This window comes from Kosakonia sp. WA-90 (assembly GCF_039871955.1).
GTDB classification, from domain to species: Bacteria; Pseudomonadota; Gammaproteobacteria; order Enterobacterales; family Enterobacteriaceae; genus Kosakonia; species Kosakonia oryzendophytica.
In genome coordinates this window covers 56,411-82,092 of sequence record NZ_JBDPLJ010000005.1, presented here as the reverse complement: position 1 = coordinate 82,092, position 25,682 = coordinate 56,411, and the positions used below count along the sequence as shown (strand labels likewise).

Sequence of the window (25,682 nt, the reverse complement as noted above, 5' to 3'; positions counted from 1 at the left end):
GAATCAAGGGCGCTCTCGGGCGCCTTTATTTTTCGCCTGCGAGGGCACGCGGGAACAGATTATTGTTTTCCAGACTGATGTGTTCCATCAGATCATCAATCAGCGTATTAATGCCGTTGTACATCGCTTTCCAGGTGGTGCAGGCTTCTGGTGGCGGCGTCACGTTGTGCGTGATGTGCTTGATCACGTCCAGTAACTCACCTGCTTCATCATGCTCGCTTTCCATCACGCTGATCGGGCCCATCGCCTGTGACCCCATGCCCTGTTTGATCATCGGGAAAAGAATTTGTTCTTCTTTCATCATATGGCTGGAGAGTTCCTGGTGCAGCATCGTCAGGTATTTGGTTAAACCGCGTGGCACGTTAGGTTTGTCAGCGTGAACGCGCTCCACTTTGGTGGCTTGCAGGATCAGTTCCGGCAGCTGTTCGCGGTGGCGATCGTGGTAACGCACAATGATGTGATCGATGATTTCCGCCAGTCCCGCTGTGCGCCAGTCTTTGTCTATTGGCTGTTCCGCCAGCTTCGCCAGCTCTGCTTCGATAACCTCAATATCCAGCTCTTTGCGGGCCGCTGAGCGTCCCAGCGTTTGCTTACCGCCACAGCAGTAATCCATATCGTATTTACGGAACAGAGCGGAGGCGCGGGGGATAGAGAGCGCCAGCTCACCCAGGGGTTGATCGCGGAAAGCCATAGCAGTTACCTCATCGTGATATTATAAGTTGTATTTTAAATGCATCTTTTAGGCGATGATATACCCCTTTCGGGGCAGCAGGAATGGCCTTATGCCTTTCACAGGCAAAAAACCGTGATATTCATCACAAAAATTCTTTCGAAGTTAACATGTTGAATACAGATGGTTTTTCTGGAAAGTTTCGGATAAGGGAATGTTGCAAGATTAAACAACTCTGTCGCACTGCCGATACAAACACCTCAGACAATATCCTGCACTTACTATAGGCCTATGATGTTTAAACGAATTAAAGTTATTACATTGTTAATCATGGTGTTACTCGTGCTTGGCGCCATGCAATTGATCTCTGCAGGCGTGTTTATCAGCGCGCTCAATAACGATAAAAACAACTTCACCGTTTCCCAGGTTTCCAGCCAGAACGTTTCTGAATTTACCGATGCCTGGATCAGCCTTAACCAGGCGCGCGTGACGCTGAACCGCGGCATGCTGCGTCTGCAAAGCAGCACTGCCAGCCAGATTAACGGCGGGCAGCTCAGTGAACTGGCAAACAATGCCACTGAACTGCTGAATCAGGCACAAAAGCATTTCGACAAATATAAAGCCATTCCGGAAACCCCGGGCCTCGACAAGAACCTGTCGAAAGATCTGGAAACCCAGTATGGCATCTACCATGCCACGCTGACGGAAATGAACCGTTTGCTGATGGCCGGCAAGCTGGAAGATATGTTCCGCCAGAATGCCGAGCAGAAGCAGACCGCGATGCAAAAAAGCTACCGCACATGGCGTGATGCACAGACGGTGCTGGCGAATGAAGGTATCGTTGAGAACGAACGTGATTACCAGCGCATTATGTGGATCATCGGGCTTGTCATGCTGGTGGTGCTGGCGGTGATCGTCATGAGCTGGATTGCGATGCAGCGCGTCCTGCTGAAACCGTTGCATGAAGTGATGGGACATATTCGCCATATCGCCACCGGTGACCTGACGCACAACATTAATGCCGATGGCAAAAATGAGATGGCGCTGCTGGCGAAAAACGTGCAGGAGATGCAACAGTCACTGGTGAAAACGGTGAGTGTAGTGCGTGATGGCGCAGACACAATTTATACCGGTGCGGGCGAAATCTCTGCCGGTAGTAACGATCTCTCTTCCCGTACCGAACAGCAGGCCGCTTCTCTGGAAGAGACGGCGGCCAGCATGGAGCAGTTGACTGCGACGGTGAAACAAAACGCCGACAACGCTCGCCAGGCAACGCAACTGGCGCTGAATGCATCCGGTACCGCTAAAAAAGGCGGTCAGGTCGTGGACGGCGTGGTGCGTACGATGGATGAAATTGCCGCCAGCTCGAGCAAAATTGCGCAGATCACCAACGTGATTGATGGTATTGCCTTCCAGACCAATATCCTGGCGCTGAACGCCGCCGTAGAAGCCGCCCGTGCGGGTGAGCAGGGGCGTGGTTTTGCGGTCGTGGCTGGTGAAGTCCGTACGCTGGCGCAGCGTAGCGCTCAGGCGGCGAAAGAGATCAAAGGCCTGATCGAAGATTCCGGCAGCCGCGTTGATGCGGGGGCGGCGCTGGTTCACCAGGCGGGTGAAACCATGGCTGAGATCGTCAGCGCGGTAACGCGTGTGACGGATATTATGGGAGAAATCTCCTCGGCGTCTGATGAGCAGAGCCGCGGGATTGACCAGGTGGGCCAGGCCGTTGCCGAGATGGATCGCGTGACGCAGCAGAATGCGTCGCTGGTGGAAGAGTCTGCCGCCGCCGCTGCCGCACTGGAGGAGCAGGCCGCGCGCCTGACCGAAACCGTGGCGGTATTTAAGGTCAACCGCACACAGCGTGCCAAAACCACCGCGCTGCGGTCACCCGTCAGCATGCCGACAGTGAAAGCGGCGGAAAGCTTCCATGAAGCGAACTGGGAAACCTTCTAAACCGCGTTAACCCGGCTTCACCAGCCGGGTAATCGTCCCACCGCGTTACGTGGCATCACTCAGTGACGTAACGCGGGTTGTCACCGGTTTTGATAACACCGCTGTTACCACGCCACCCACCAGCAAGATAATGCCGCAAAAGGTCAATAGCGGCGGCATACTCTGGCGCAGCAGGAAGGTATACAGCAACCCGGCAAGGGTTTCGAAAACAATCAGCGGGCCGACAATCACTGTCGGCAGCCTCTGGCAGGCGATGTTCCAGCACAGCGTGCCAACCCATGAGCAAAACACCGCAATCACACACATCAGGCCAATAAACACCCACGGACGCGGGCCGAAAGGCAGAGCAAAGTCCGGCTGTTGTGCGGAGAGCCACAGCGTGGCGGCAATATACCCAACCAGCGACACGGGCAGCGTTACCAGCGCTTGTGCAGTGGCCCACATCATCGGATTTTTATCCGGGTTTTCCCGCAGCCAGCGGGCATTACGTAATGCATACCATGCCCAGCAGGCGACCGACGTAAAGGCCAGCGCAATACCCGAACCGTAGCGCCAGGCGCTGAAATCGGGCAAACCGTGGCGCAGTTCAGCAATGTTTACGCACCCCAACCCCAGCGCAATGCACACCAGTGCAGGCGACAGACGCCGCCACGAAAGCTTACCGTCTCGCTGGCTATAGAGCAGATTGGCACACACCGGGATCACCACCGGCAGCGTGGCGATAATCATGGTGGAGACCGGCGCGCCGGTACGCTGGATAGCACTGGCCAGGCAGACGTAATAAATCAGGTTGCCCATGATTGTCAGCCACAGCGCAGTGACCCAGTCGCTGCGCGTCAACTGGCGCAGGCGCACGCGGCCCAGCCAGGCCAGCGGCAGAGCAATCAGCCCCAATGCCAGGTAGCGCCCGGTTGATTGCAATACCGCCGGGTAATCCGGCACAATCAGCGGCCCGACAAAAATCAGCCCCCAAAACAGCCCGGCAAGCAGGGCATACAACACGCCACTCATCATCTTCTCATCCATTTTTCTCTTGTTCAGAACCAGTGTAGGGAAGTGACAGGCAGGAATATTGTATGAGGTTGCGCATTAACGGCGCGCGACCTGTTTCTGGTAGCGCACCGGCGTAATGCCGTAACGATGGGTAAAAGCGCGGGTGAGATGCGACTGGTCGGTTAAACCGGTCGCCGCAGCGACATCGGCGGCGGGCATACCCTGCGAGAGAAATGCTTTGGCGCGCCACAGGCGGATCGCCATCAGCATTTGGTGCGGGGTGACGTGAAAATGGGCTTTGAACTGGCGCTGGAAGTGATACGGGCTGAGCGCGGCGACATTTGCCAGCGCATCCAGCGTCAGACTGTGCATATAGTTATCGTGCAGGTAGTCGCGCACACGATCAAAACGGTGCGCCCCCTCAGCACGCTGCGGCGCATGATGTGCCAGTGGGCGGAAAGTGTCGATCAGATTCAGCAGGATCCCCTGTTGTGCCAGCGGATCGTCGGTATGCCAAAGCGTGTGGATCTGCGTGCAGATCAGCCGGGTACGCAAGGGATCGTGACGCGTCACATCGCTAAACCACCAGTGGCGGATGCCGGTAACCTGCTCCAGTAATGCTGGATCCAGATAGACCATGCGGTAACGCCAGCCGTCGGCGGTTTCCGCTTCGCCAGTATGCAGCTCATCGGGGTTCATGGTGACGACGGAGTTAGCCGGGGCGACATATTGCGTGCCGCGATAACGAAAACGCTCGGCCCCTGTTTCAATCGCGCCAATGCCGAAGGCTTCATGGGTGTGCGGTTCAAAGGCGTAACGGGAGATATGCGCGTGGTACAGCTCGACCCCTGGCAGTAAATCCAGATGACGAAAACGGGCGCAATCTCGCTTGTCGTTAAACTGTTCTGGTACGCCTTCCACTCCGGGTTCCTCCGCACAGGCCATCTCTCTATTATTAGGGATGACCTGGCGGGAGGCTACAAAAATTAACCAGTCTGTAACGTTTACAGCATGGCGTCGACGCTGTCGGCAATCGGTGTGGTCGGGCGACCAATCAGTTTGCTCAACGTTTTGCTGTCGTCAAACAGACCGCCTTTTGCTGCACCGGCATCGGAGTCCGCCAGCAGATTCGCAAACGCCTCCGGCAGGCCCACCTCTTTCAGTGCAGCGGCGAAATCGGCTTCACTCAGATTCTGATACACCACGTTTTTACCGCTCGCTTTGCTCAGCAGCGCCGCCAGTTCGCTTAACGTCCAGGCGGTATCGCCCGCCAGTTCGTAGATCTTGCCGGCATGGCCCTCTTCGCTGATCACGCGCGCGGCGGCGGCAGCATAATCCGCACGGGTTGCCGAGGCGATTTTGCCCTCTCCGGCCGCACCGATAAACACCCCGTGCGCCAGTGCAGCAGGCGCGCTGGCGAGGTAGTTTTCGCTGTACCAGCCATTACGCAGCAGCGCATAAGGAATGCCGGAATCAGCCAGCATCTTTTCAGTTTCGATGTGTTCAACATGCAGGCCTAGCGGGGAGGTATCCGCATGCAGCAGGCTGGTATAGGCGATAAATTTCACACCCGCTGCTTTGGCGGCGTTGATCACATTACGGTGTTGTACGGCGCGCTGGCCGACTTCACTGCTGGAGATCAACAGCAGTTTATCTACGCCGACCAGCGCCTGAGTGAGCGCAGCCTGGTCGTTATAATCGGCCTGACGCACAAGGATGCCTTGTTGGCTGAGATAGTCGGCTTTCGCCGGGTTGCGAACAATCGCGACAATCTGTTTCGCCGCCACGGTTTTCAGCAGTTCTTCTACCACAAACTGGCCCAGTTGGCCGGTCGCGCCGGTAAGTGCGATCATGGGTATTCTCCTTCGATTTCGGTGAGTGTTGTGGTACGCTATCACCTTAGCTAACTTTTAGTAAGTACGTACAAAAAGGTAAGTATGAAAAAAGAATCTCTCCCCCTGACGCTGAGTGAGCAAGTGCGCAATGGCAACTTGTTTGCAGAGCAGTGTCCCTCCCGGGAGGTGCTCAAGCACGTGACCAGTCGCTGGGGTGTGTTGATCCTGATTGCGCTGCGCGATGGCACCCATCGTTTTAGCGATCTACGCCGCAAAATGGGCGGGGTCAGCGAGAAGATGCTGTCGCAGAGTTTGCAGTGGCTGGAACAGGATGGCTTTATCAACCGTGTCTCTTATCCGGTGGTGCCGCCGCATGTGGAGTATAGTCTGACCCCGCTTGGTGAGCAGGTGGGGGAGAAGGTTGCCGCGCTGGCGGACTGGATTGAACTGAATGTTCCACATGTGCTGGCGCACCATGCCCAACAGGTGGCGTAGCTGCGTGGATCGGATAAAACGGCCGCCACCATCCGGCCTGCGGTTCAGGCCGGACAGGACACCGCTGTTATTGGCTTAAATTGACTTTATAGACAGCAAAACCGATCTCGTCATTTGCTACTTTTTCCATCGGATATTGCGCCTTGTCTTTGATAAACGCGGCGGCTTTATCCGTTGGCGCGGTTTCAAAACGGATATCCAGCTTACTGTCAGTATGAATGGGCGCCAGTCGCCAGTTATTATCCGCTGCCGGGTGGATTTCACCGGCGCGTTTGGATTCGTCACTGATCCACTTTGCCAGCACCGCACGGTTCTCGTCCGGCGAGGCAAACGCGATATGGCTATCGCCGGTTCCGGCAAACTTGCCGCCGTACGCGCGGTAGTTATTGGTCGCGACGAGGAAAACGGCGTTGGGATCGACAGGTTTGCCGTTGAATGTCAGATCCTTAATGCGTTCCGCCTGCGGATTGATGCTCTGGCATTCACCGTCATAGCGCGCCGGTTGCGTGACATCAATCTGGTAATTAACGCCGTCGATCACATCGAAGTTATAGGTCCGGAAACCGTCCCAGTTCAGCAGGCTTTGCGGCTTATCACTGTGCGGATCAATACGGTTAAACTGGCCTGCTGAGCACTCCAGCCACTCTTTCACCTCTTTACCGGTCGCTTTGACCACCACCAGCGTATTCGGGTAGAGATACAAATCTGCGGCGTTGCGGAACGTCAGTTGCCCTTTTTCCACTTCAACAAAACTGGCGGGATCGTTTTTACGCCCTCCGGCTTTAAACGGTGCGGCGGCAGAGAGTACCGGCAGTTTCGCCAGATCCGGATCGCCCTGAATAAAGTGCTCAACATAGGCTTTCTGCGCATTGTTCACCACCTGCACGGTGGGATCGTCCTGCACCAGCGACAAATAGCTGTACATATTGTCGGCGGACTTGCCGATCGGTTTACCGACAAATTCGCGGGTGGCGTCATGATCGTGTTTCAGGATTGCCACCAGTTTGCTGTCTTCGCCGACTAACGCTTTTTTCGCCGCGGCATCGTAAATAGGCCGCGCTTCGGTTTTGGCGTCGGCAACCTGCCATTTACCGGCGTCATTGTTCATCACCAGATCGACGACCCCAAGATGATCGCCCCACATGCCAGGCATCACTGCCGGAATGCCGTTCAACGTGCCTTTGGTGATATCTGCGCCTTTAATGGCGGCAAACTCTTTACTTGGGAATACCGCGTGCGCATGACCAAACAGAATCGCATCGACGCCCGGTACCTGGCTGAGGTAGTAGACCGAGTTTTCCGCCATGGCCTGGTATGGTTCCGCTGACAAGCCTGAGTGGGCGACCACCACCACCAGATCTGCGCCTTTGGCACGCATCTCCGGTACATATTTACGGGCCGTTTCGGTGATGTCGTTGACGGTCACTTTGCCGCTCAGATTGGCTTTATCCCAGACCATGATTTGCGGAGGCACAAAACCGATATAGCCGATGCGCAGAGTATGTGCTTTGCCGTCTTTATCCTGAACCGCCGTCTCTTTAATCAGGTAGGGGGTGAATAACGGTTTTTTGCTTTTCGCATCAATGATATTGGCGTTTACGTAGGGGAATTTCGCCCCTGCGAGCGCTTTATGCAGGTAATCGAGACCGTAGTTGAATTCATGGTTACCCAGGTTGCCGACAGCGTAATCCAGGGTGTTCATTGCTTTATAGACCGGATGCACCTGACCCGCTTTCAGTCCCTTGGCCGCCATATAATCGCCGAGCGGGCTTCCCTGGATTAAGTCGCCGTTATCCACCAGCACGCTGTTTTTGACTTCCTGGCGGGCGGCGTTGATCAGGCTGGCGGTGCGCACCAGTCCGAATTTTTCCGTCGCACTGTCTTTGTAGTAATCAAAATCCATCATGTTGCTATGTAAATCAGTGGTTTCCAGGATCCGCAACTCCACCGTCGCGGCCTGGACGCTTGCCGCGATCAGCGTGGCAAGAAGCGTTACACTAAACTTAATCATCAGAGGCATCCTTTTTCGATCTGGGCCACAAAAGAAAGTGTTATGTACATTTTGTTGCTTACAGAATTGTGAATACTGCCATAAAAGCGGGTAAAGAAAACGCAATCACTATCACAGATGGCAGATTCCGGCGTGATGCGATATAAGTAAAACAACGAGTTACAAACCACTGAACAGACAAGAGGTGGATAATGTTAGATGCAATTTGCCGGCTCGCGCGGGAAGCGGGCGACGCCATTATGCAGGTTTACGATGGGCACAAACCGATGGATGTCACCAGTAAGGTGGATGACTCCCCGGTCACCGCAGCGGATATTGCGGCGCACCAGGTGATTGTGCGCGGCTTGCAGGCCTTGACGCCAGACATTCCAGTGTTGTCGGAAGAAGATCCACCGGGTTGGGAAACGCGCCAGACATGGCAGCGCTACTGGCTGGTGGATCCGCTGGATGGCACGAAAGAGTTCATTAAGCGTAACGGTGAGTTTACCGTGAATATCGCCCTGATTGACCAGGGTAAACCGGTCATGGGCGTGGTTTACGCACCGGTGCTGAAAGTGATGTATTACGCCGCTGACGGGAAAGCGTGGAAAGATGAAGCGGGCAATCACCATCAAATTCAGGTGCGCGACGCCCGGCCACCGCTGGTGGTCGTCAGCCGTTCTCATGCGGATGATGAACTGAAAGAGTACCTGCACCAGTTAGGTGAGCACCAGACCACAGCGATCGGCTCCTCGCTGAAATTCTGCCTGGTGGCGGAAGGTAAAGCTCAACTGTACCCGCGTTTCGGGCCGACTAACGTATGGGATACGGCCGCAGGTCACGCAGTTGCGGTGGCTGCCGGGGCGCACGTTAACGACTGGCAGGGGCGTTCGCTGGATTACACCCCCCGCGAGTCCTTCCTCAACCCCGGCTTCCGGGTTTTTATTTACTGAGCAGCGTGTGCAGCAGGGCAATGACCTGCTGCACTTCTTGCTGGCTCAGCCCGCCATCTTTTGCGTACGCCACGCGCCCGTCTTTATCAAGTACGACAATCGCCGAGCTTTCCTCTTCCAGTTGCCAGGCTTTACGCGCCACACCGTCACTATCAACAATGAATTGTGACCACGGGTAGAGTTTCTTATTGCTCTCGATGCTGCTGCGCACGAACATGGCGCTGCCGGGAATGGCGTCATCGGTATTGATGATGGTGGTGGTCTGGTAACGATCGTGCGGCAGGTTGGCGGTTTTGATGGCTTCAATCAGCGCGGCGTTCTTCTCTTTGGCAGAGGTCCGACCGGCAATATGTTGCACAACCCGCACTTTGCCAGGAAGCTGGGCGCTATTCCATTTTTTATAGCTAAACTTGTCATTATCCAGTATCAACTCCCCTCTGTCGGCTATGCCCACAGGCGGCACACGCTGGTTGTTTTCAAAGTTATGGGCTGAAGCAACCAGCGGCAGTAACAGGCATGTCGCTGCCAGAATCTTACGTAGGGTCATGGTTTTTCCTTGTGTTTATGCAGGTGATCCGACCACTTAAGTGGTCATTTTAATCATATGTGCGATCAATCCGTTTTTCCCGCAATCAGGATGCCAGTTTGCGTGTGGACGCACATATCCGCACAAAAATGTGGATTTATACTGCATAGCGAAACGCACTGAAAAGAAAATTCTGAATAATTGTCATCAAAAGGTAAATAAACTTATACACACTATGTATCAGTGCGGTTCTGAACTATAGTCATTGAGCATTAAATTTGCGCTCATCAACGCTGGTCCGATTGTGGTACCGCAAGGGCGTAATGCTTTACAGGAGATAAAAGAATGAAAATTTTCCAGCGTTACAACCCACTTCAGGTGGCCAAGTACGTGAAAATCCTGTTCCGTGGACGGTTGTATATCAAGGATGTTGGCGCTTTCGAGTTTGACAAAGGCAAGATCCTGGTCCCGAAAGTGAAAGACAAGCAGCACCTGTCTGTGATGTCTGAAGTCAACCGTCAGGTTATGCGTCTGCAAACTGAGATGGCTTAACCAGTCGTGCTATGCAGTAGTTTAAGTACTATAAAAAAACGGCCCCGATGGGGCCGTTGACATTTTAGCGACGCGTCACGCTGCGCCTTTCTCTTCCGCATCCGGCAGCTTTGGCGTGAGCAGCGTTGTACGCGTGTCGACACGCGTCACCAGCAGCTGATCGATTCGGTAGTTATCAATATCCACCACCTCGAACTTATAGCCCGAGAACTTCACTGCATCGGTGCGTTTCGGGATTTTACGCAGCATAAACATCATAAAACCGCCGATGGTTTCATAGTTGCCCGACTGCGGGAACTCATCGATATCAAGCACGCGCATGACGTCGTCAATAGGTGTACCGCCGTCAATCAGCCATGAGTTTTCATCACGGGCGACGATCATCTCTTCCACCTGGCCGACCAGGTCGCCCATCAGCGTGGTCATCACATCGTTAAGGGTGATAACTCCCACCACCAGTGCGTATTCATTCATGATAACGGCGAAGTCTTCCCCGGCGGTTTTAAAGCTTTCCAGCGCTTCGGAGAGGGTCAGCGTGTCCGGCACAATCAACGTGTTGCGGATCTGCACGCCGCTGTTGAGCGCCATGCTCTGATTCGCCAGTACGCGGTTAAGCAGATCTTTCGAATCCACATAGCCAACAACGTGGTCTATATCGTCGTTACAGACCAGAAATTTCGAGTGCGGATGCTCCGCGACCTTGTTTTTCAGGCTCTGCTCATCTTCGTGTAGATCGAACCAAATCACGTTTTCACGGGAGGTCATGGAAGAAGGGACGGTGCGCGATTCCAGCTCAAACACGTTCTCGATCAGTTCATGTTCCTGCTTACGCAGCACGCCAGCCAGCGCGCCCGCTTCAACCACCGCGTAAATATCGTCAGAGGTGATGTCATCTTTACGCGCCATCGGCAGTTTAAAGATGCGGAAGATGACATTTGCCAGGCCGTTAAAGAACCAGACCAGCGGACGGAAAACGAATAAACAGAAGCGCATCGGGTTGATGATACGCAAAGCCACAGCTTCGGGCGCAATCATACCGATGCGTTTCGGCGTCAGATCGGCAAACAGGATGAACATCCCGGTGACCAGCGAGAAGGAGATGATAAAGCTGAGCTGTTCGGCAAGTTCCGGAGAAACCACCCTGACCAGCAAGCTGTAAAACGCCGGAGAGAAGGCGGCATCGCCGACGATACCGCCAAGAATGGCGACAGCGTTAAGGCCGATTTGCACCACGGTAAAGAAGGTACCGGGGTTTTCCTGCATCTTCAGGATGCGTTGTGCATTGATGCTGCCTTCATCGGCCAGCAACTTAAGTTTAATTTTTCTCGATGCGGCAAGCGAGATCTCGGATAACGAGAAAAACGCACTTACTGCGATGAGACAGAGTATGACTAAGATACTGTTTAACATAATTTATCCAGCCATTGACCGGATCCTCGGAAGGGTTTTTGAATATCCATGTGGTAAACACAATGAAAGCCGGCCCGAAGCGGTGGACCGGCAATTTCGAGAGCTAGTATAGCGTAAGCGTGTTACAGGCTACCAGCGGCTTAGTTTTTGCCCATTTTTATGGCGTATTTCCGCAAAATATTAAGGGTTAAGCTGCGGCGGCAGACAAACGCCAATACCGCCGATGCCGCAGTAACCATACGGGTTTTTATGCAGGTACTGCTGGTGATCATCTTCCGCATAGTAGAACGGCGTGGCGGTTTTGATTTCGGTCGTGACCTGGCGATCATCTCCGGCGCTGCGCATCGCGGACTGAAAACGCTCAAGGCTGGCGCGGGCAGCGTCGTTTTGCTCCGGCGTCAGCGGGTAGATCGCCGAGCGGTACTGGGTGCCGTGGTCGTTACCCTGGCGCATGCCCTGTGCCGGATCGTGATTTTCCCAGAACACCTGCAACAACTGTTCGTAACTCACCACCTTCGGATCGTACACCACGCGCACGGCTTCAGCGTGGCCGGTCTGCCCACTACACACTTCACGGTAGGTAGGATTCGGTGTAAAGCCGCCGGTATATCCTGCCGCGGTGCTGTACACGCCCGGTAATTGCCAGAACAGGCGTTCAACGCCCCAGAAACACCCCATGGCGAACAGGGCAATCTCCATGTTTTCCGGAACATGGGTCATTGAATGCCCGTTAACGGCATGTAAACTGGCGACTGGCATCGGTGTATTGCGTCCGGGTAATGCATCCGATTGAGAAACAAGCTCTTTTTTATCAAACAGACTCACGGTGGAACCTCCCGGCGGGTCAAATTGCGGTTAAGGTTGTAACGGTGCGCGTGTTTTAACACAATAAGCACCATAAACAGACTAAATTTAAACATAAGAAATTTTGGGGTAGTCGTCCGTTTTTCAACCCATATTTTGGGTTTTTATCGGCTTGTGTTCCGCCACATTAGGCGGAGCGGGGCTTAGCGCGGAGCTGCGCTTACGTTTCCTTCCAGGGGTGGGAACAAGGATATTCAGGAGAGAACGTGCCAAAAATCCGTCTTTTATGTTTTGCCGGTTTGTTGCTGGCGAGCGAAACGGCTTTCGCCGCCAATGTGCGATTGCAACTGGAGGGGCTGACCGGAGCGCTGCAAAAAAATGTGCGAGCCCAGTTATCGACGATCCAGAGTGATGAAGTTACGCCTGACAGACGTTTTCAGGCACGCGTGGATGACGCCATTCGCGAAGGATTAAAAGCGTTAGGCTATTACGAACCTACCATTGATTTTGAACTGCGCCCGCCGCCGGAAAAGGGGCGACAGGTGCTGATCGCGCGGGTTTCGCCAGGCGAACCTGTACGGATTGGCGGCACCGATGTGATCCTGCGCGGCGGCGCGCGTACTGACAGTGACTACCTCGATTTACTCAAAACACGCCCGGCCAACGGCACGGTGCTCAATCACAGCGACTATGACGGCTTTAAAAAAAGCCTCACTAACGTCGCGCTGCGTAAAGGCTACTTTGATAGCCAGTTCAATAAGAGCCAGTTGGGCATCGCCCTCGACAGGCATCAGGCATTCTGGGACATCGACTATGACAGCGGCCAGCGCTACCGGTTTGGCGCGGTAACATTTGAAGGGTCGCAAATCCGCGACGAGTATCTGCAACATCTGGTGCCTTTTCACCAGGGCGATTATTACCAGACCAAAGACCTGGCGGAACTGAACCGACGTCTGTCTGCTACCGGCTGGTTTAAATCGGTGGTGGTAGCGCCGGAGTTTGATAAAGCGCGGAAAACCAAAGTACTGCCGCTGAAGGGCGTGGTCTCGCCACGTACGGAAAACACCATTGAAACCGGGGTGGGGTACTCCACGGATGTGGGACCACGTGTGAAAGCCACGTGGAAAAAGCCGTGGATGAACAGCTACGGTCACAGTCTGACTACCAGCATGAGCGTCTCCGCGCCAGAGCAGCAACTGGATTTCAGCTATAAGATGCCGCTGCTGAAAAATCCGCTTGAACAATACTACCTGGTGCAGGGCGGTTTTAAGCGTACTGACCTGAACGATACGCAAGCCGACTCCACAACACTGGCGCTTTCTCGCTACTGGGATCTCTCCAGTGGCTGGCAGCGCGCCATTAACCTGCGCTGGAGCCTTGACCACTTTACGCAAGCCAGCGTCACCAATACCACCATGTTGCTCTACCCAGGCGTGATGATCAGCCGCACCCGTTCTCGCGGTGGCCTGATGCCGACCTGGGGCGACTCTCAGCGCTATTCGGTGGATTATTCCAACACCGCATGGGGATCGGATGTCGACTTCCTCGTCATGCAGGCGCAAAACGTCTGGATCCGCACGCTCTACGATCGCCACCGTTTTGTGGTGCGCGGCAACCTGGGGTGGATCGAGACCGGCGACTTTGATCGTGTACCACCGGATCTGCGCTTCTTCGCCGGGGGCGATCGCAGCATCCGTGGTTACAAATACAAATCCATCGCGCCAAAAGATGATGATGGCAAGCTGATCGGTGCTTCAAAACTGGCGACTGGCTCGCTGGAGTATCAGTACAACGTCACCGGGAAATGGTGGGGCGCGGCGTTTATCGACAGCGGCGAAGCGGTCAGCGATATCCGCCGGAGCGACATTAAAACCGGCGCGGGTGTTGGCGTGCGCTGGCAATCGCCTGTCGGGCCAATCAAACTCGATTTCGCCGTTCCGGTCGGCGACAAAGAGGAACATGGGGTGCAGTTTTACATCGGTCTGGGGCCAGAATTATGAGTTTATGGAAGAAAATCAGCCTCGGCGTACTGGTGTTTATTCTGCTGGTGCTGGGGACGGTCGCCTTTCTGGTGGGAACCACCAGCGGGCTTCATCTGCTGTTTAAGGCGGCGAACCGCTGGGTGCCGGGGCTGCACATTAGTCAGGTCACGGGCGGCTGGCGCGATCTGACGCTGAAAAATCTGCGTTACGAGCAGCCCGGTGTAGCGGTGAACGCCGGGGAGATCCACCTGGCAGTGAATCTGGGGTGTCTGCGTAGCAGTAGCTTGTGCATCAACGATCTGTCGTTGAAAGAGATCAACGTGGCGATCGACAGTAAAAAGATGCCGCCAGCCGCTCCTGTGCAGGAAGAGGAGAGCGGGCCGCTGAACCTCTCTACGCCGTACCCGATTACGCTCAGCCGGGTGGCGCTGAACAATGTAAATATCAACATTGACGATACGACCGTCTCGGTGATGAATTTCAGTTCCGGGCTGAGCTGGGAAGAGAAAAACCTGACGCTGAAGCCCACCTCATTGCAAGGGCTGCTGATTGCGCTGCCGAAAGTGGCGCAGGTGGCGCAGGAAGAGGTGGTTGAACCGAAAATCCACAATCCGCAGCCTCAGGAGAAGCCGCTCGGCGAAACGCTGAAAGCGCTGTTTGCCAAACCCCTGTTACCGGAAATGACCGATGTGCATTTGCCGCTCAATCTCAATATTGAGTCGTTTCGCGGCGAGCAACTGCGACTCACTGGCGACACGGATATTCTGGTGCGTAGCCTGCTGCTGAAAGTGAGCAGCCTTGACGGGCAAATGACACTTGATGCGCTGGATATCGACTCGAACCAGGGGCAGGTGAGCGCGACAGGCCGCGCACAGTTGCGTGATAACTGGCCGGTGGATTTTACGCTTAACAGCACGTTGAATGTGGATCCGCTAAAAGGCGAAAAAGTGAAGCTGCACGTTGGCGGTGACGTGCACCAACAACTCAATATGGATGTGAACCTCTCCGGTCCGGTGGACGTGACGCTGCGGGCGCAAACGCAACTGGCGCAGGCCGGTTTGCCGCTGGAGGTTGCGGTGACCAGTAAGCAACTCTACTGGCCGTTTACCGGCGAGAAACAGTATCAGGCAGATGACGTCTCGCTGACGCTGACCGGCAAGATGACCGACTACACGCTGGCGTTCCGTACCGCGGTGAAAGGGCAGGATCTGCCACCCACCACCATCCGGCTTGATGCAAAAGGCAATGAGCAGCAAATCAGCCTCGATAAGCTGACCCTCGCGGCGTTGGAAGGAACCACTGAGTTAACGGCGCTGCTGGACTGGCAGCAGGCGATCAGCTGGCGTGGCGAACTGGCGTTGAACGGGATTGATACGGCAAAAGCTTTTCCGGCATGGCCGTCAAAACTGAATGGCCTGATCAAAACGCGCGGTAGCCTGTACGGCGGTAGCTGGCAGTTGGATGTACCGGAGCTGAAGCTGAACGGTAATGTGAAAAACAACAAGGTGAAGGTCGACGGGCAACTGAAGGGCAATAGCTATTTACAGTGGACCATTCCCGGTTTGCATCTGGAGTTGGGGCGCAACAGTGCGGATATCAAAGGCGAACTGGGGGTAAAAGATCTCAATCTTGACGCCAATATTGATGCGCCAGGCCTGGATAACGCACTGCCAGGACTTGGGGGGACGGCCAAAGGCGTCGTGAAAATTCGCGGCACGGTCGATGCGCCGCAAGCGCTGGCGGACATCACGGCCAATAATCTGCGCTGGCAGGATCTTTCCGTTGCCCGCGTGCGGGTCGACGGGGATGTGAAATCCAGCGATCACATCGCCGGGAAGCTCAATGTGCGCGTGGAGCGTATTGCACAGCCGGGTGTCAACCTGGGCCTGGTAACGCTGGCGGCTGAAGGGAGCGAAAAACAACACACCTTACAGTTGCGTGTACAGGGGGAGCCGGTTTCCGGGCAACTGGATCTGGCGGGGAGTTTCGATCGCCAGACGCAGCGCTGGAAAGGTTCGCTCAGTAATACGCGCTTTGCCACCCCGGTAGGGCCATGGTCGATCAACCGGCCGATTACCCTGGATTACCGGAACCAGGAGCAGAAAATTGCTATTGGTCCACACTGCTGGCTTAACCCCAACGCCGAGCTTTGCGTGCCGCAACCGATTGATGCCGGCGCGGAAGGGCACGCGCTGGTGAACCTTAATCGTTTTGACCTGGCCATGCTGAAGCCTTTTATGCCGGAGACCACCCAGGCGAGCGGTGTGTTCAGTGGCAAAGCGGATGTGAGCTGGGACACGACAAAAGCCGGGCTGCCGCAGGGGCAGGTTACGCTTGTCGGGCGTAACGTGAAAGTGACGCAGGTGGTGAACGATGCGCCGTTGCCAGTGGCGTTTGATACCCTGAACCTGAACGCCCAACTGCGTAACGACCGCGCCGATCTCGGCTGGCTGATTCGGCTGACCAACAACGGGCAGTTTGATGGCCAGGTGCAGGTAACCGATCCGCAAGGGCGACGTAATCTGGGCGGCAACGTCAATATCCGCAACGTCTCGCTGGCGATGGCCAATGCCATCTTCAGCCGGGGTGAAAAGGCGGCGGGTACGCTGAACGCCAATTTGCGACTGGGCGGAAACGCGCAGAACCCGCAGTTGTTCGGGCAACTGGGATTGAACGGACTGGATGTCGAAGGCAACTTTATGCCGTTCGAGATGCAGCCCAGTCAGTTGGCGATCAATTTCAACGGTACACGCTCCGTGCTTCAGGGCGTGGTGCGCACCGGCCAGGGGCAGATTAACCTCAGCGGCGATGCAGACTGGACCCAGATGAATAACTGGCGCGCGCGGGTGGCGGCGAAGGGCAGTAAAGTGCGCATTACCGTACCGCCAATGGTGCGGCTGGATGTGTCGCCGGATGTGGTGTTTGAAGCCACACCCAGTCTGTTTACGCTTGACGGCAGTGTGGATGTGCCGTGGGCACGCATCGTGGTGCATGACGTGCCGGAAAGCGCGGTCGGCGTCTCTGGTGATGAGGTAATGCTTAACGATCAACTGAAACCTGAGAAACCGCAAAGCGCCTCGATCCCGATTAACAGTAATCTGGTTATCCACGTTGGCAACAATGTGCGTCTGAATGCGTTTGGCCTCAAAGCACGGCTGACCGGCGACCTGAAAGTGGCGCAGGATAAGCAAGGGTTGGGGCTTAACGGGCAGATCACGATCCCGGAAGGGCGTTTCCACGCTTATGGTCAGGATTTGATTGTGCGTAAAGGGGAACTGCTGTTCTCCGGTCCGCCGGACCAGCCCTTGCTGAATATTGAGGCGATCCGTAACCCGGATGCGACGGAAAATGATGTTATTGCCGGGGTTCGTGTGACCGGGACAGCCGATGAACCCAAAGCGGAGATCTTCTCCGATCCGGCGATGTCGCAGCAAGAAGCGCTCTCCTACCTGCTTCGTGGGCAGGGTCTGGACAGTGAACAGAGCGATAGCGCCGCAATGACCTCAATGCTTGTAGGCCTGGGGGTTGCACAAAGTGGGCAGGTTGTGGGTAAAATCGGCGAGACGTTTGGCGTAAGCAATCTGGCGCTGGATACTCAGGGGGTAGGCGATGCCTCCCAGGTAGTGGTCAGTGGCTACGTGCTGCCGGGTCTGCAGGTAAAATATGGCGTCGGAATTTTTGACTCACTGGCGACTCTCACGTTACGTTATCGCCTGATGCCTAAGCTGTATCTTGAAGCGGTGTCTGGCGTAGATCAGGCACTTGATTTGCTCTATCAGTTTGAGTTTTAGCAATGCGAATATTTGTCTACGGCAGTTTACGAAGCAAACAAGGCAACAGCCACTGGATGACCAATGCACAGTGGCTGGGGGATTTTTGCGTCGAAAATCATCAGCTGTTTAGTCTGGGGCATTACCCGGGTGCGGTACCGGGCGAAGGAAGCGTACAGGGCGAAGTGTATCGCATCGATGCGGCAACGCTCGGTGAGCTGGATGCACTGCGCACCGCTGGCGGCGAATATAAACGCCAGTTGATCCAGACGCCGTATGGCAGCGCCTGGATGTATGTGTATCAACGTTCGGTTGAAGGCAAGACTTTTATCGAAAGTGGTAACTGGCTCGACAGAGATAAGTACCAGTAATCGTTGTTCTCAGAGAACCGCGCCGCAGGGCGCGGTTTTTTTATGCGTGATTGCCCGCACCGATGTTCATCCGTAACGCTTTAGCTTCATGACATCAGGCCATGCTGGGGCGAAAAAAAACCTCTGCACCGCATAAACGGTCAGAGGTTTTTCAGAAAAAATGGATTACTTCTTCGCAGCGCGTTCGAAAGAGGCAACGATTTCCGCTTTAGCGGCTTCGGCGTTGTCCCAACCGTCAACTTTCACCCATTTGCCTTTTTCGAGGTCTTTGTAGTGCTCGAAGAAGTGGGTGATCTGTGCTTTCAGCAGTTCCGGCAGGTCGTTCACATCTTTGATGTGATCGTACTCTTTGCTCAGTTTGGTATGCGGAACGGCAACCAGTTTCGCATCTTCACCGGATTCGTCCGTCATTTTCAGCACGCCAACCGGGCGGCAACGAATCACAGAACCCGGCTGCAGCGGGTACGGGGTCGGAACCAGCACGTCTACCGGGTCACCATCCAGAGAGAGGGTGTGGTTGATGTAACCGTAGTTGCACGGGTAGAACATCGCGGTGGACATAAAGCGGTCAACAAACAGCGCGCCGCTGTCTTTGTCCACTTCGTATTTGATCGGATCTGCGTTAGCCGGAATTTCGATAACGACGTAGATATCTTCTGGCAGATCTTTACCCGCCGGAACGTTCAGTAAGCTCATGTTTGTTTCCTTTAAAATGTGTGGCAAACAAGTGCCGGGTATTATAGCCAACTGGTGGCGAATGTCTTCGCCTGTTTTAATTTCCTCACATTTTCTACACGGTTTTTAGCATCTTTTTGTGACCATTTTGTCCATAACTGTAGCAGCATACTGAATAATATTTTGTAAGCGATTACAGTGAAATCTTCGCTACGTTTCAGGGCAGTAAATTTCTGCAATTTCAATGGATAATTGAGGTGCGTTAAAACGCCCCTTTTCGCGCGCCAGATCGCAACTGCCTCACAACAATTCATTCACTTTTCCGATTTGTGATGTAACGCATTTTGTTACATCTCCGATTGTCTATAGTTTTCCCCGCAGGTGAAGTTGTAGCCAACAATAACCCTACGAGGATGCTCTTATGTGGAAGCGCTTACTTCTTGTCACAGCAGTTTCGGCAGCCATGTCGTCTATGGCGATGGCCGCCCCGTTAACCGTAGGATTTTCGCAGGTTGGATCCGAATCCGGCTGGCGAGCCGCTGAAACCAACGTTGCGAAAAGCGAAGCCAGCAAGCGCGGCATTACGCTGAAAATCGCTGACGGTCAGCAAAAACAGGAAAACCAGATCAAAGCGGTGCGTTCGTTCATCGCTCAGGGCGTGGATGCCATCTTTATCGCTCCGGTGGTGGCAACGGGCTGGGAACCGGTATTGAAAGAGGCGAAAGACGCACAGATTCCGGTTTTCCTTCTCGATCGCTCCATTGATGTGAAAGACAAATCGCTCTATATGACCACCGTCACCGCTGACAACGTGCTGGAAGGCAAGCTGATTGGCGACTGGCTGGTGAAAACCGTGGCCGGTAAACCTTGTAACGTCGTTGAACTGCAAGGCACCGTCGGCGCAAGCGTCGCGATCGATCGTAAGAAAGGTTTTGCGGAAGCCATCTCCAAAGCCTCTAACATCAAAATCATTCGCTCTCAGTCCGGTGACTTTACCCGCAGTAAAGGTAAAGAGGTGATGGAGAGCTTTATCAAGGCGGAAAACAACGGCAAAAACATCTGTATGGTTTACGCCCACAACGATGACATGGTGATCGGTGCGATTCAGGCGATTAAAGAAGCGGGCCTGAAACCAGGCAAAGACATTCTTACCGGTTCTATCGATGGTGTACCGGACATCTACAAAGCGATGATCGATGGTGAAGCCAACGCCAGCGTAGAGTTGACGCCGAACATGGCAGGGCCGGCATTCGATGCGCTGGAAAAATTCAAAAAAGATGGCACCCAGCCGCCGAAGCTGACCATTACCAAATCGACGCTCTATCTGCCAGACACGGCAAAAGAAGAGTTAGAGAAAAAGAAAAACATGGGTTACTAACCCGCTCTCCACCGAGGAGAGTTCTGATAACCCTCTCCCCGCCGGGGAGAGGGCAGGATGAGGGGAAAACCCTGTGATCGTCCGGGAAATACCGTGAAGTGGAGAGGACCATGACCGACGAAGCACACCAGGAGATTTTGCGAACCGAGGGCTTAAGTAAATTCTTTCCCGGCGTAAAAGCGCTTGATAACGTCGATTTTAGCCTGCGTCGCGGCGAAATCATGGCCTTACTCGGGGAGAACGGCGCGGGGAAATCCACGCTGATTAAGGCCCTGACCGGGGTCTACCACGCTGATAAAGGCACTATCTGGCTGGAAGGCCAGGAAATCCGCCCGAAAAATACCGCCCACGCTCAGCAACTGGGTATCGGGACGGTTTACCAGGAAGTCAATCTGCTGCCCAATATGTCGGTGGCGGATAATCTGTTTATTGGCCGCGAACCGCGGCGTTTTGGTTTGCTACGTCGCAAAGAGATGGAAACACGCGCCACTGCGTTGATGGAATCCTACGGTTTCTCGCTGGATGTGCGCGAGCCGCTCAACCGCTACTCCGTGGCGATGCAGCAGATTGTGGCAATCTGCCGTGCAATCGATCTGTCGGCGAAAGTGTTGATCCTCGACGAACCCACCGCCAGTCTCGACACGCAGGAAGTGGAAATGCTGTTTACCCTGATGCGCCAGCTCAGCGCTCAGGGCGTCAGCCTGATTTTTGTTACGCACTTTCTCGACCAGGTCTACGAAGTCAGCGACCGCATTACCGTACTGCGCAACGGTGGTTTTGTTGGTTGCCGTCCTACCAGTGAACTGCCGCAAATCGAGCTGGTGAAAATGATGCTGGGGCGTGAACTGGACAGCAACGCGCTGCAACGCGCCGGCCGCACGCTTCTGAGCGAAAAACCGGTAGCGGCGTTTGAGGGCTTTGGTAAGAAAGGTGTCATTTCCCCCTTTAATCTTGAGGTGCGCCCAGGCGAAATTGTCGGTCTGGCCGGGTTACTCGGCTCCGGGCGTACCGAAACCGCCGAGGTCATCTTCGGCATCAAACCAGCCGACAGCGGGAGCGCCACCATCAAAGGCAAACCGCAAACGCTGCGCTCACCGCATCAGGCGTCGTGCCTGGGCATTGGTTTTTGCCCGGAAGATCGTAAAACGGATGGCATTATCGCCGCCGCATCGGTCCGGGAAAATATTGTGCTGGCGCTACAGGCGCAGCGCGGCTGGTTGCGTCCCATTGCCCGTAAAGAGCAGAACGCCATCGCCGAACGTTTTATTCGCCAGCTTGGCATTCGTACCCCCAGCGCCGAGCAGCCTATTGAGTTCCTCTCCGGGGGAAATCAGCAAAAAGTGTTGCTCTCACGCTGGCTGCTGACCCGACCGCAATTCCTGATCCTTGATGAGCCGACGCGCGGCATTGATGTTGGCGCTCACGCCGAGATCATTCGCCTGATCGAAACCCTGTGCGCCGATGGTCTGGCGCTGCTGGTGATATCGTCAGAACTGGAAGAGCTGGTGGGCTATGCGGATCGGGTGATTATCATGCGCGATCGCAAACAGGTGGCGGAGATCCCGCTCGCTGAACTGTCGGTCCCGGCGATCATGAATGCCATTGCGGCATAAGGAGTAGAGTGTGATGCCTCAATCTCTTGGGCAAACCGGGGCGCCCAGGCGGCGTGTTAACTGGCCAACCGGCACGCCGCAACTGATAGCCCTGCTGCTGGTGCTGTTGGTGGACAGCCTCGTCGCGCCCCATTTCTACCAGGTGGTACTGCAGGATGGTCGCCTGTTTGGTAGCCCTATCGATATTCTTAACCGCGCCGCGCCGGTCGCACTGCTGGCGATCGGCATGACACTGGTCATCGCGACGGGCGGGATTGACCTGTCCGTAGGCGCGGTGATGGCCATTGCAGGCGCAACAGCCGCGTCAATGACCGTCTCCGGACACAGCCTGCCAGTGGTGTTACTGGCCGCGCTGGGAACCGGCGTCCTGGCCGGTTTGTGGAACGGTATACTGGTGGCGGTGCTGAAAATTCAGCCTTTTGTCGCCACGCTAATCCTGATGGTCGCGGGACGTGGTGTGGCACAGTTGATTACCTCCGGACAAATCGTCACGTTTAACGCCCCGTCACTGGCCTGGCTCGGCAGTGGTTCCCTGCTGCTGTTTCCGACGCCGGTCATTATCGCGCTGGTCACGCTGTTGTTGTTCTGGTTGTTCACCCGCAAAACCGCGCTCGGTATGTTTATCGAAGCGGTGGGGATTAACATTCGCGCGGCGAAAAACGCCGGGGTGAATACCCGCACGGTAGTGATGCTGACCTATGTGCTGAGCGGTGTATGTGCGGCGATAGCCGGGGTGATTGTCACGGCGGACATTCGCGGTGCTGACGCCAACAACGCCGGGTTGTGGCTGGAACTGGATGCGATCCTCGCGGTGGTGATTGGCGGGGGATCATTAATGGGCGGGCGTTTTAACCTTGTGCTGTCGGTAGTCGGCGCATTGATTATTCAGGGGATGAATACCGGGATTCTGCTCTCCGGTTTCCAGCCAGAACTCAACCAGGTGGTGAAAGCGGTCGTGGTGATGTGCGTGTTGATTGTGCAGTCGCCGCGCTTTATCGCGATGATTAAAGGAGTGCGCGGTCATGATAAAACGTAACTTACCGCTGATGATCACGTTGGGCGTCTTCGTGCTCGGCTATCTCTACTGTCTGACGCAGTTTCCGGGGTTCGCCTCCACGCGTGTGATTTGCAACATACTGACAGATAACGCCTTTCTCGGCATTATCGCCGTGGGCATGACGTTTGTGATCCTCTCCGGCGGTATCGATTTGTCCGTCGGGTCGGTCATCGCCTTCACCGGCGTATTTCTGGCGAAAGCCATTGGCGACTGGGGCATCTCGCCGCTGATAGCTTTTCCGCTCATTTTGATTCTGGGCTGTGCGTTTGGCGCTTTTATGGGGTTGCTGATTGATGCGCTAAAAATTCCTGCTTTTATCATCACCCTTGCCGGGATGTTTTTCCTGCGCGGGATCAGTTACCTGCTGTCGGAAGAGTCGATTCCTATCAACCACCCGGTTTACGACACGCTCTCAAGCCTGGCCTGGAGAATTCCCGGCGGCGGCCGACTGAGTGCCATGGGATTGTTGATGCTTGGCGTGGTAGTGATCGGCATTTTCGTCGCTCACCGTACCCGCTTCGGTAACCAGGTTTACGCCATTGGCGGCAATGCCACTTCGGCGAACCTGATGGGCATCTCCACCCGCAGCACCACCATTCGCATTTATATGCTCTCCACCGGTCTGGCAACACTGGCGGGCATTGTCTTCTCCATCTATACCCAGGCGGGCTACGCGCTGGCGGGCGTCGGCGTTGAGCTGGACGCCATTGCGTCGGTGGTGATTGGCGGCACGCTATTAAGCGGCGGTGTGGGGACGGTGCTGGGAACGTTGTTTGGTGTGGCGATTCAGGGGCTGATTCAAACCTATATCAACTTTGACGGCACGCTCAGCTCGTGGTGGACAAAAATTGCCATTGGCATTCTGTTGTTTATTTTTATCGCGTTGCAACGTGGACTTACCGTGCTGTGGGAGAACCGACAGAGCTCTCCTGTTACACGAGTTAGCACAAACGCTACAAAATAATAACACACTGAAATCTTTATTTTTTCCTAAAGTAATTCCGTTAGCAGTCGATAACTGACGAATGGGCTTAATTTACGCCAAAAAGTATCACTGCTACCGGAATTCACATCATGCTTAAAACGCTTTCGATCCGTACTGGTTTACTTTCGTTGTTGGCTGTTATGACTCTCCTCCTGCTGCTGGTGAGCGGCATTGGAGTGTATGCACTGAATAAAAGTTCCTCATCGCTGGAGCGTATCAGTCTGTTGCAGGGCGAGAAGATGGCGCGCCTGAGCGAAGGCTATACCCAGATCTTGCGCGCCCGTAATGAAGCAGGCCAGGCCGTGCGTATGATGGAAGTCGGCTTGCTGGATGATGCGGCAAAATCGGTCAAGATGATTAACGCCGAAATCACCGAAGGCGAAAAATCCCTCACCAGTGTGATCAACGCAGGCGTCGAGGATGAAAAAGGCGCAGCGCTGTTGGCGCAGGTAGCGAAAAGCTACGGCGACTACGTCAGTCAGGGTATTACGCCGATGCAGGATGCGCTGAACAAACAGAGCGCCGACACCTATTATGAGCTGCTGGAAAGCAAGCTGATCCCTATCTCCCGTCAGTTCGACACGGATATGCAGGCTTTCCAGGTCTGGGGCGAAGCGCGCGGCAAAGCGGAAGTGACCGCCGTTCAGAGCAGCAAAAACGTGGTTATGATGCTGATTATGGTCGTGGCGCTGTTGGTAGCGGGCATTATCGTGCTGGCCTGGCTGGCGCTGCGTCATATGCTGCTCAAACCCCTGGAAACCTCTATACAGCAGCTTGAGCATGTGGCCGCTGGTGATTTGACGTCGACGACCACCGGGGCTGCCAGCGTCGAGTTCAACCGGCTTAATGCCGCAATTGAAGAGATGCGCCAGTCACTGGTCGATTCGGTGACGCGTGTGCGCGACGCCAGTTCGCAAATTGATACCGGCAGTCGTGAACTGGCCGCTGGCAACGTCGATCTCTCCCAGCGAACCGAGTCCACCGCGACATCGCTTGAGCAGACCGCCGCCAGCATGGAGCAAATCACCGCCACGGTGAAACTGAATGCCGACAACGCGGAGCAGGCGCATAAACTGGCACAGACCGTCTCCGATACCGCCGATCGCGGCAGCGAAATGGTTTGCTATGTCATTGAAAAAATGCGTGACATTTCCGGAAGCTCCGATCGTATCGCCGATATTCTTAGCGTTATCGACGCCATCGCTTTCCAGACCAATATTCTTGCGCTGAACGCCGCTGTTGAAGCTGCTCGTGCCGGGGAGCAAGGCCGCGGTTTCGCCGTGGTCGCGGGTGAAGTGCGTAACCTTGCCAGCCGCAGCGCCGAATCGGCGAAGGAGATCCGCGCGCTGATCAGCAGTTCGCAGGCGCACGTGTCTGAAGGCAGCGATCTGGCGATGCAGGCTGGCGAAACAATGGACGAAATCGCAGAAGAAGTGTTGCGAATGACCAAACTGATGCGCGAAATCGCTAATGCATCGCAGGAACAGAGCCGCGGTATTGAGCAGGTCAATATTGCCGTCAGCCAGATGGATGAAACGGCACAACAAAATGCGGCGTTAGTACAACAATCTTCTGCAGCCACGCGTTCGCTTGAAGAACAATCACGTGAATTGTTGCAGGCGATGGCGTCGTTCCGCCTGCAACCTCAGGGATAGATCAGCAAAGAAAAACGC

At 54.9% G+C, this 25,682-nt stretch carries 21 protein-coding genes; 12 read left to right on the top strand and 9 right to left on the bottom strand.

The genetic code is table 11. The annotated features are described in order from the left end of the window. Positions 1-25: 25 nt before the first annotated feature. Positions 26-691: an iron-sulfur cluster repair protein YtfE gene (gene ytfE / locus ABGA49_RS10735; protein WP_061498372.1), complete on the bottom strand. Its 666-nt coding sequence runs from the start codon at positions 689-691 to the stop codon at positions 26-28. 273 nt (positions 692-964) lie between these two features. On the opposite strand from ytfE, the gene ABGA49_RS10730 reads away from it, so the two are divergent. Continuing rightward, entirely contained in the window at positions 965-2,620 is a 1,656-nt protein-coding gene (locus ABGA49_RS10730) for a methyl-accepting chemotaxis protein (protein WP_347665586.1), read from the top strand. Between the two features lie 45 nt (positions 2,621-2,665). Here ABGA49_RS10730 and ABGA49_RS10725 read toward each other — a convergent pair whose 3' ends face one another. From ABGA49_RS10725 to ABGA49_RS10715, 3 genes are all read right to left on the bottom strand, one after another. Next, a complete protein-coding gene (locus ABGA49_RS10725) occupies positions 2,666-3,634 on the bottom strand; it encodes a DMT family transporter (protein WP_061498369.1) in 969 nt (322 codons plus the stop codon). 75 nt (positions 3,635-3,709) lie between these two features. Next, positions 3,710-4,534, bottom strand: a complete 825-nt coding sequence (locus tag ABGA49_RS10720; protein WP_061498366.1) for an AraC family transcriptional regulator — start codon at positions 4,532-4,534, stop codon at positions 3,710-3,712. Positions 4,535-4,617: 83 nt separating this feature from the next. Next, positions 4,618-5,466: an SDR family oxidoreductase gene (locus tag ABGA49_RS10715; RefSeq protein ID WP_061498363.1), complete on the bottom strand. Its 849-nt coding sequence runs from the start codon at positions 5,464-5,466 to the stop codon at positions 4,618-4,620. 84 nt (positions 5,467-5,550) lie between these two features. Between ABGA49_RS10715 and ABGA49_RS10710 the strand changes: the two genes are divergently transcribed. Further along, on the top strand, positions 5,551-5,943 hold the full coding sequence (locus tag ABGA49_RS10710) for a helix-turn-helix domain-containing protein (protein WP_061498360.1): 393 nt from the start codon (positions 5,551-5,553) through the stop codon (positions 5,941-5,943). 67 nt (positions 5,944-6,010) lie between these two features. On the opposite strand, the gene ABGA49_RS10705 is transcribed toward ABGA49_RS10710, so the two are convergent. Continuing rightward, complete coding sequence (locus ABGA49_RS10705) at positions 6,011-7,954, bottom strand: bifunctional 2',3'-cyclic-nucleotide 2'-phosphodiesterase/3'-nucleotidase (protein WP_088237279.1); 1,944 nt, start codon at positions 7,952-7,954, stop codon at positions 6,011-6,013. A 191-nt stretch (positions 7,955-8,145) separates the two neighbouring features. On the opposite strand from ABGA49_RS10705, the gene cysQ reads away from it, so the two are divergent. Beyond that, on the top strand, positions 8,146-8,886 hold the full coding sequence (cysQ, locus tag ABGA49_RS10700) for a 3'(2'),5'-bisphosphate nucleotidase CysQ (RefSeq protein WP_061498356.1): 741 nt from the start codon (positions 8,146-8,148) through the stop codon (positions 8,884-8,886). Here cysQ and ABGA49_RS10695 read toward each other — a convergent pair. Beyond that, complete coding sequence (locus ABGA49_RS10695) at positions 8,876-9,433, bottom strand: YtfJ family protein (protein ID WP_061498354.1); 558 nt, start codon at positions 9,431-9,433, stop codon at positions 8,876-8,878. The genes cysQ and ABGA49_RS10695 overlap by 11 nt on opposite strands. Before the next feature lie 324 nt (positions 9,434-9,757). Between ABGA49_RS10695 and ABGA49_RS10690 the strand changes: the two genes are divergently transcribed. After that, positions 9,758-9,964, top strand: coding sequence for a DUF1107 domain-containing protein (locus ABGA49_RS10690; protein ID WP_008501430.1), 207 nt, complete (start codon positions 9,758-9,760; stop codon positions 9,962-9,964). Positions 9,965-10,039: 75 nt separating this feature from the next. Here ABGA49_RS10690 and ABGA49_RS10685 read toward each other — a convergent pair whose 3' ends face one another. Both ABGA49_RS10685 and msrA read right to left on the bottom strand, forming a co-directional pair. Further along, positions 10,040-11,374 (bottom strand): hemolysin family protein, encoded by a 1,335-nt coding sequence (locus tag ABGA49_RS10685; protein ID WP_061498351.1) that lies wholly within the window; start codon positions 11,372-11,374, stop codon positions 10,040-10,042. A 180-nt stretch (positions 11,375-11,554) separates the two neighbouring features. Continuing rightward, positions 11,555-12,199: a peptide-methionine (S)-S-oxide reductase MsrA gene (gene msrA / locus ABGA49_RS10680; protein ID WP_088237280.1), complete on the bottom strand. Its 645-nt coding sequence runs from the start codon at positions 12,197-12,199 to the stop codon at positions 11,555-11,557. Positions 12,200-12,444: 245 nt separating this feature from the next. Between msrA and tamA the strand changes: the two genes are divergently transcribed. Genes tamA through ABGA49_RS10665 form a run of 3 tightly spaced genes read left to right on the top strand, consistent with a single transcriptional unit; the run spans position 12,445 to position 18,301 of the window. Further along, positions 12,445-14,178, top strand: a complete 1,734-nt coding sequence (gene tamA, locus ABGA49_RS10675) for an autotransporter assembly complex protein TamA (RefSeq protein ID WP_061498345.1) — start codon at positions 12,445-12,447, stop codon at positions 14,176-14,178. After that, positions 14,175-17,951: an autotransporter assembly complex protein TamB gene (tamB, locus tag ABGA49_RS10670; protein ID WP_347665539.1), complete on the top strand. Its 3,777-nt coding sequence runs from the start codon at positions 14,175-14,177 to the stop codon at positions 17,949-17,951. The genes tamA and tamB overlap by 4 nt, the downstream gene beginning before the upstream one ends. A 2-nt stretch (positions 17,952-17,953) precedes the next feature. Continuing rightward, positions 17,954-18,301 (top strand): gamma-glutamylcyclotransferase, encoded by a 348-nt coding sequence (locus ABGA49_RS10665; protein ID WP_061498339.1) that lies wholly within the window; start codon positions 17,954-17,956, stop codon positions 18,299-18,301. Positions 18,302-18,466: 165 nt separating this feature from the next. On the opposite strand, the gene ppa is transcribed toward ABGA49_RS10665, so the two are convergent. After that, a complete protein-coding gene (ppa, locus tag ABGA49_RS10660; RefSeq protein WP_061498336.1) occupies positions 18,467-18,997 on the bottom strand; it encodes an inorganic diphosphatase in 531 nt (176 codons plus the stop codon). A gap of 400 nt (positions 18,998-19,397) precedes the next feature. Here ppa and ytfQ point away from each other — a divergent pair, with 400 nt between their 5' ends. The 5 genes from ytfQ to ABGA49_RS10635 all read left to right on the top strand — a co-directional run bounded on the left by ytfQ (position 19,398) and on the right by ABGA49_RS10635 (position 25,664). Next, positions 19,398-20,354 (top strand): galactofuranose ABC transporter substrate-binding protein YtfQ, encoded by a 957-nt coding sequence (gene ytfQ, locus ABGA49_RS10655; protein WP_061498330.1) that lies wholly within the window; start codon positions 19,398-19,400, stop codon positions 20,352-20,354. Positions 20,355-20,464: 110 nt separating this feature from the next. Then, positions 20,465-21,967: a galactofuranose ABC transporter, ATP-binding protein YtfR gene (gene ytfR, locus ABGA49_RS10650; RefSeq protein WP_061498326.1), complete on the top strand. Its 1,503-nt coding sequence runs from the start codon at positions 20,465-20,467 to the stop codon at positions 21,965-21,967. Positions 21,968-21,977: 10 nt separating this feature from the next. Continuing rightward, entirely contained in the window at positions 21,978-23,003 is a 1,026-nt protein-coding gene (gene ytfT / locus ABGA49_RS10645) for a galactofuranose ABC transporter, ATP-binding protein YtfT (protein WP_347665538.1), read from the top strand. Then, the gene (gene yjfF, locus ABGA49_RS10640; protein ID WP_134318957.1) at positions 22,990-23,988 is read left to right on the top strand and encodes a galactofuranose ABC transporter, permease protein YjfF; all 999 of its coding nucleotides are present in this window, start codon (positions 22,990-22,992) and stop codon (positions 23,986-23,988) included. Before ytfT ends, yjfF begins: the two co-directional genes overlap by 14 nt. Positions 23,989-24,098: 110 nt before the next feature. Further along, positions 24,099-25,664, top strand: coding sequence for a methyl-accepting chemotaxis protein (locus ABGA49_RS10635; protein WP_088237286.1), 1,566 nt, complete (start codon positions 24,099-24,101; stop codon positions 25,662-25,664). The last annotated feature ends 18 nt before the right edge of the window (positions 25,665-25,682 follow it).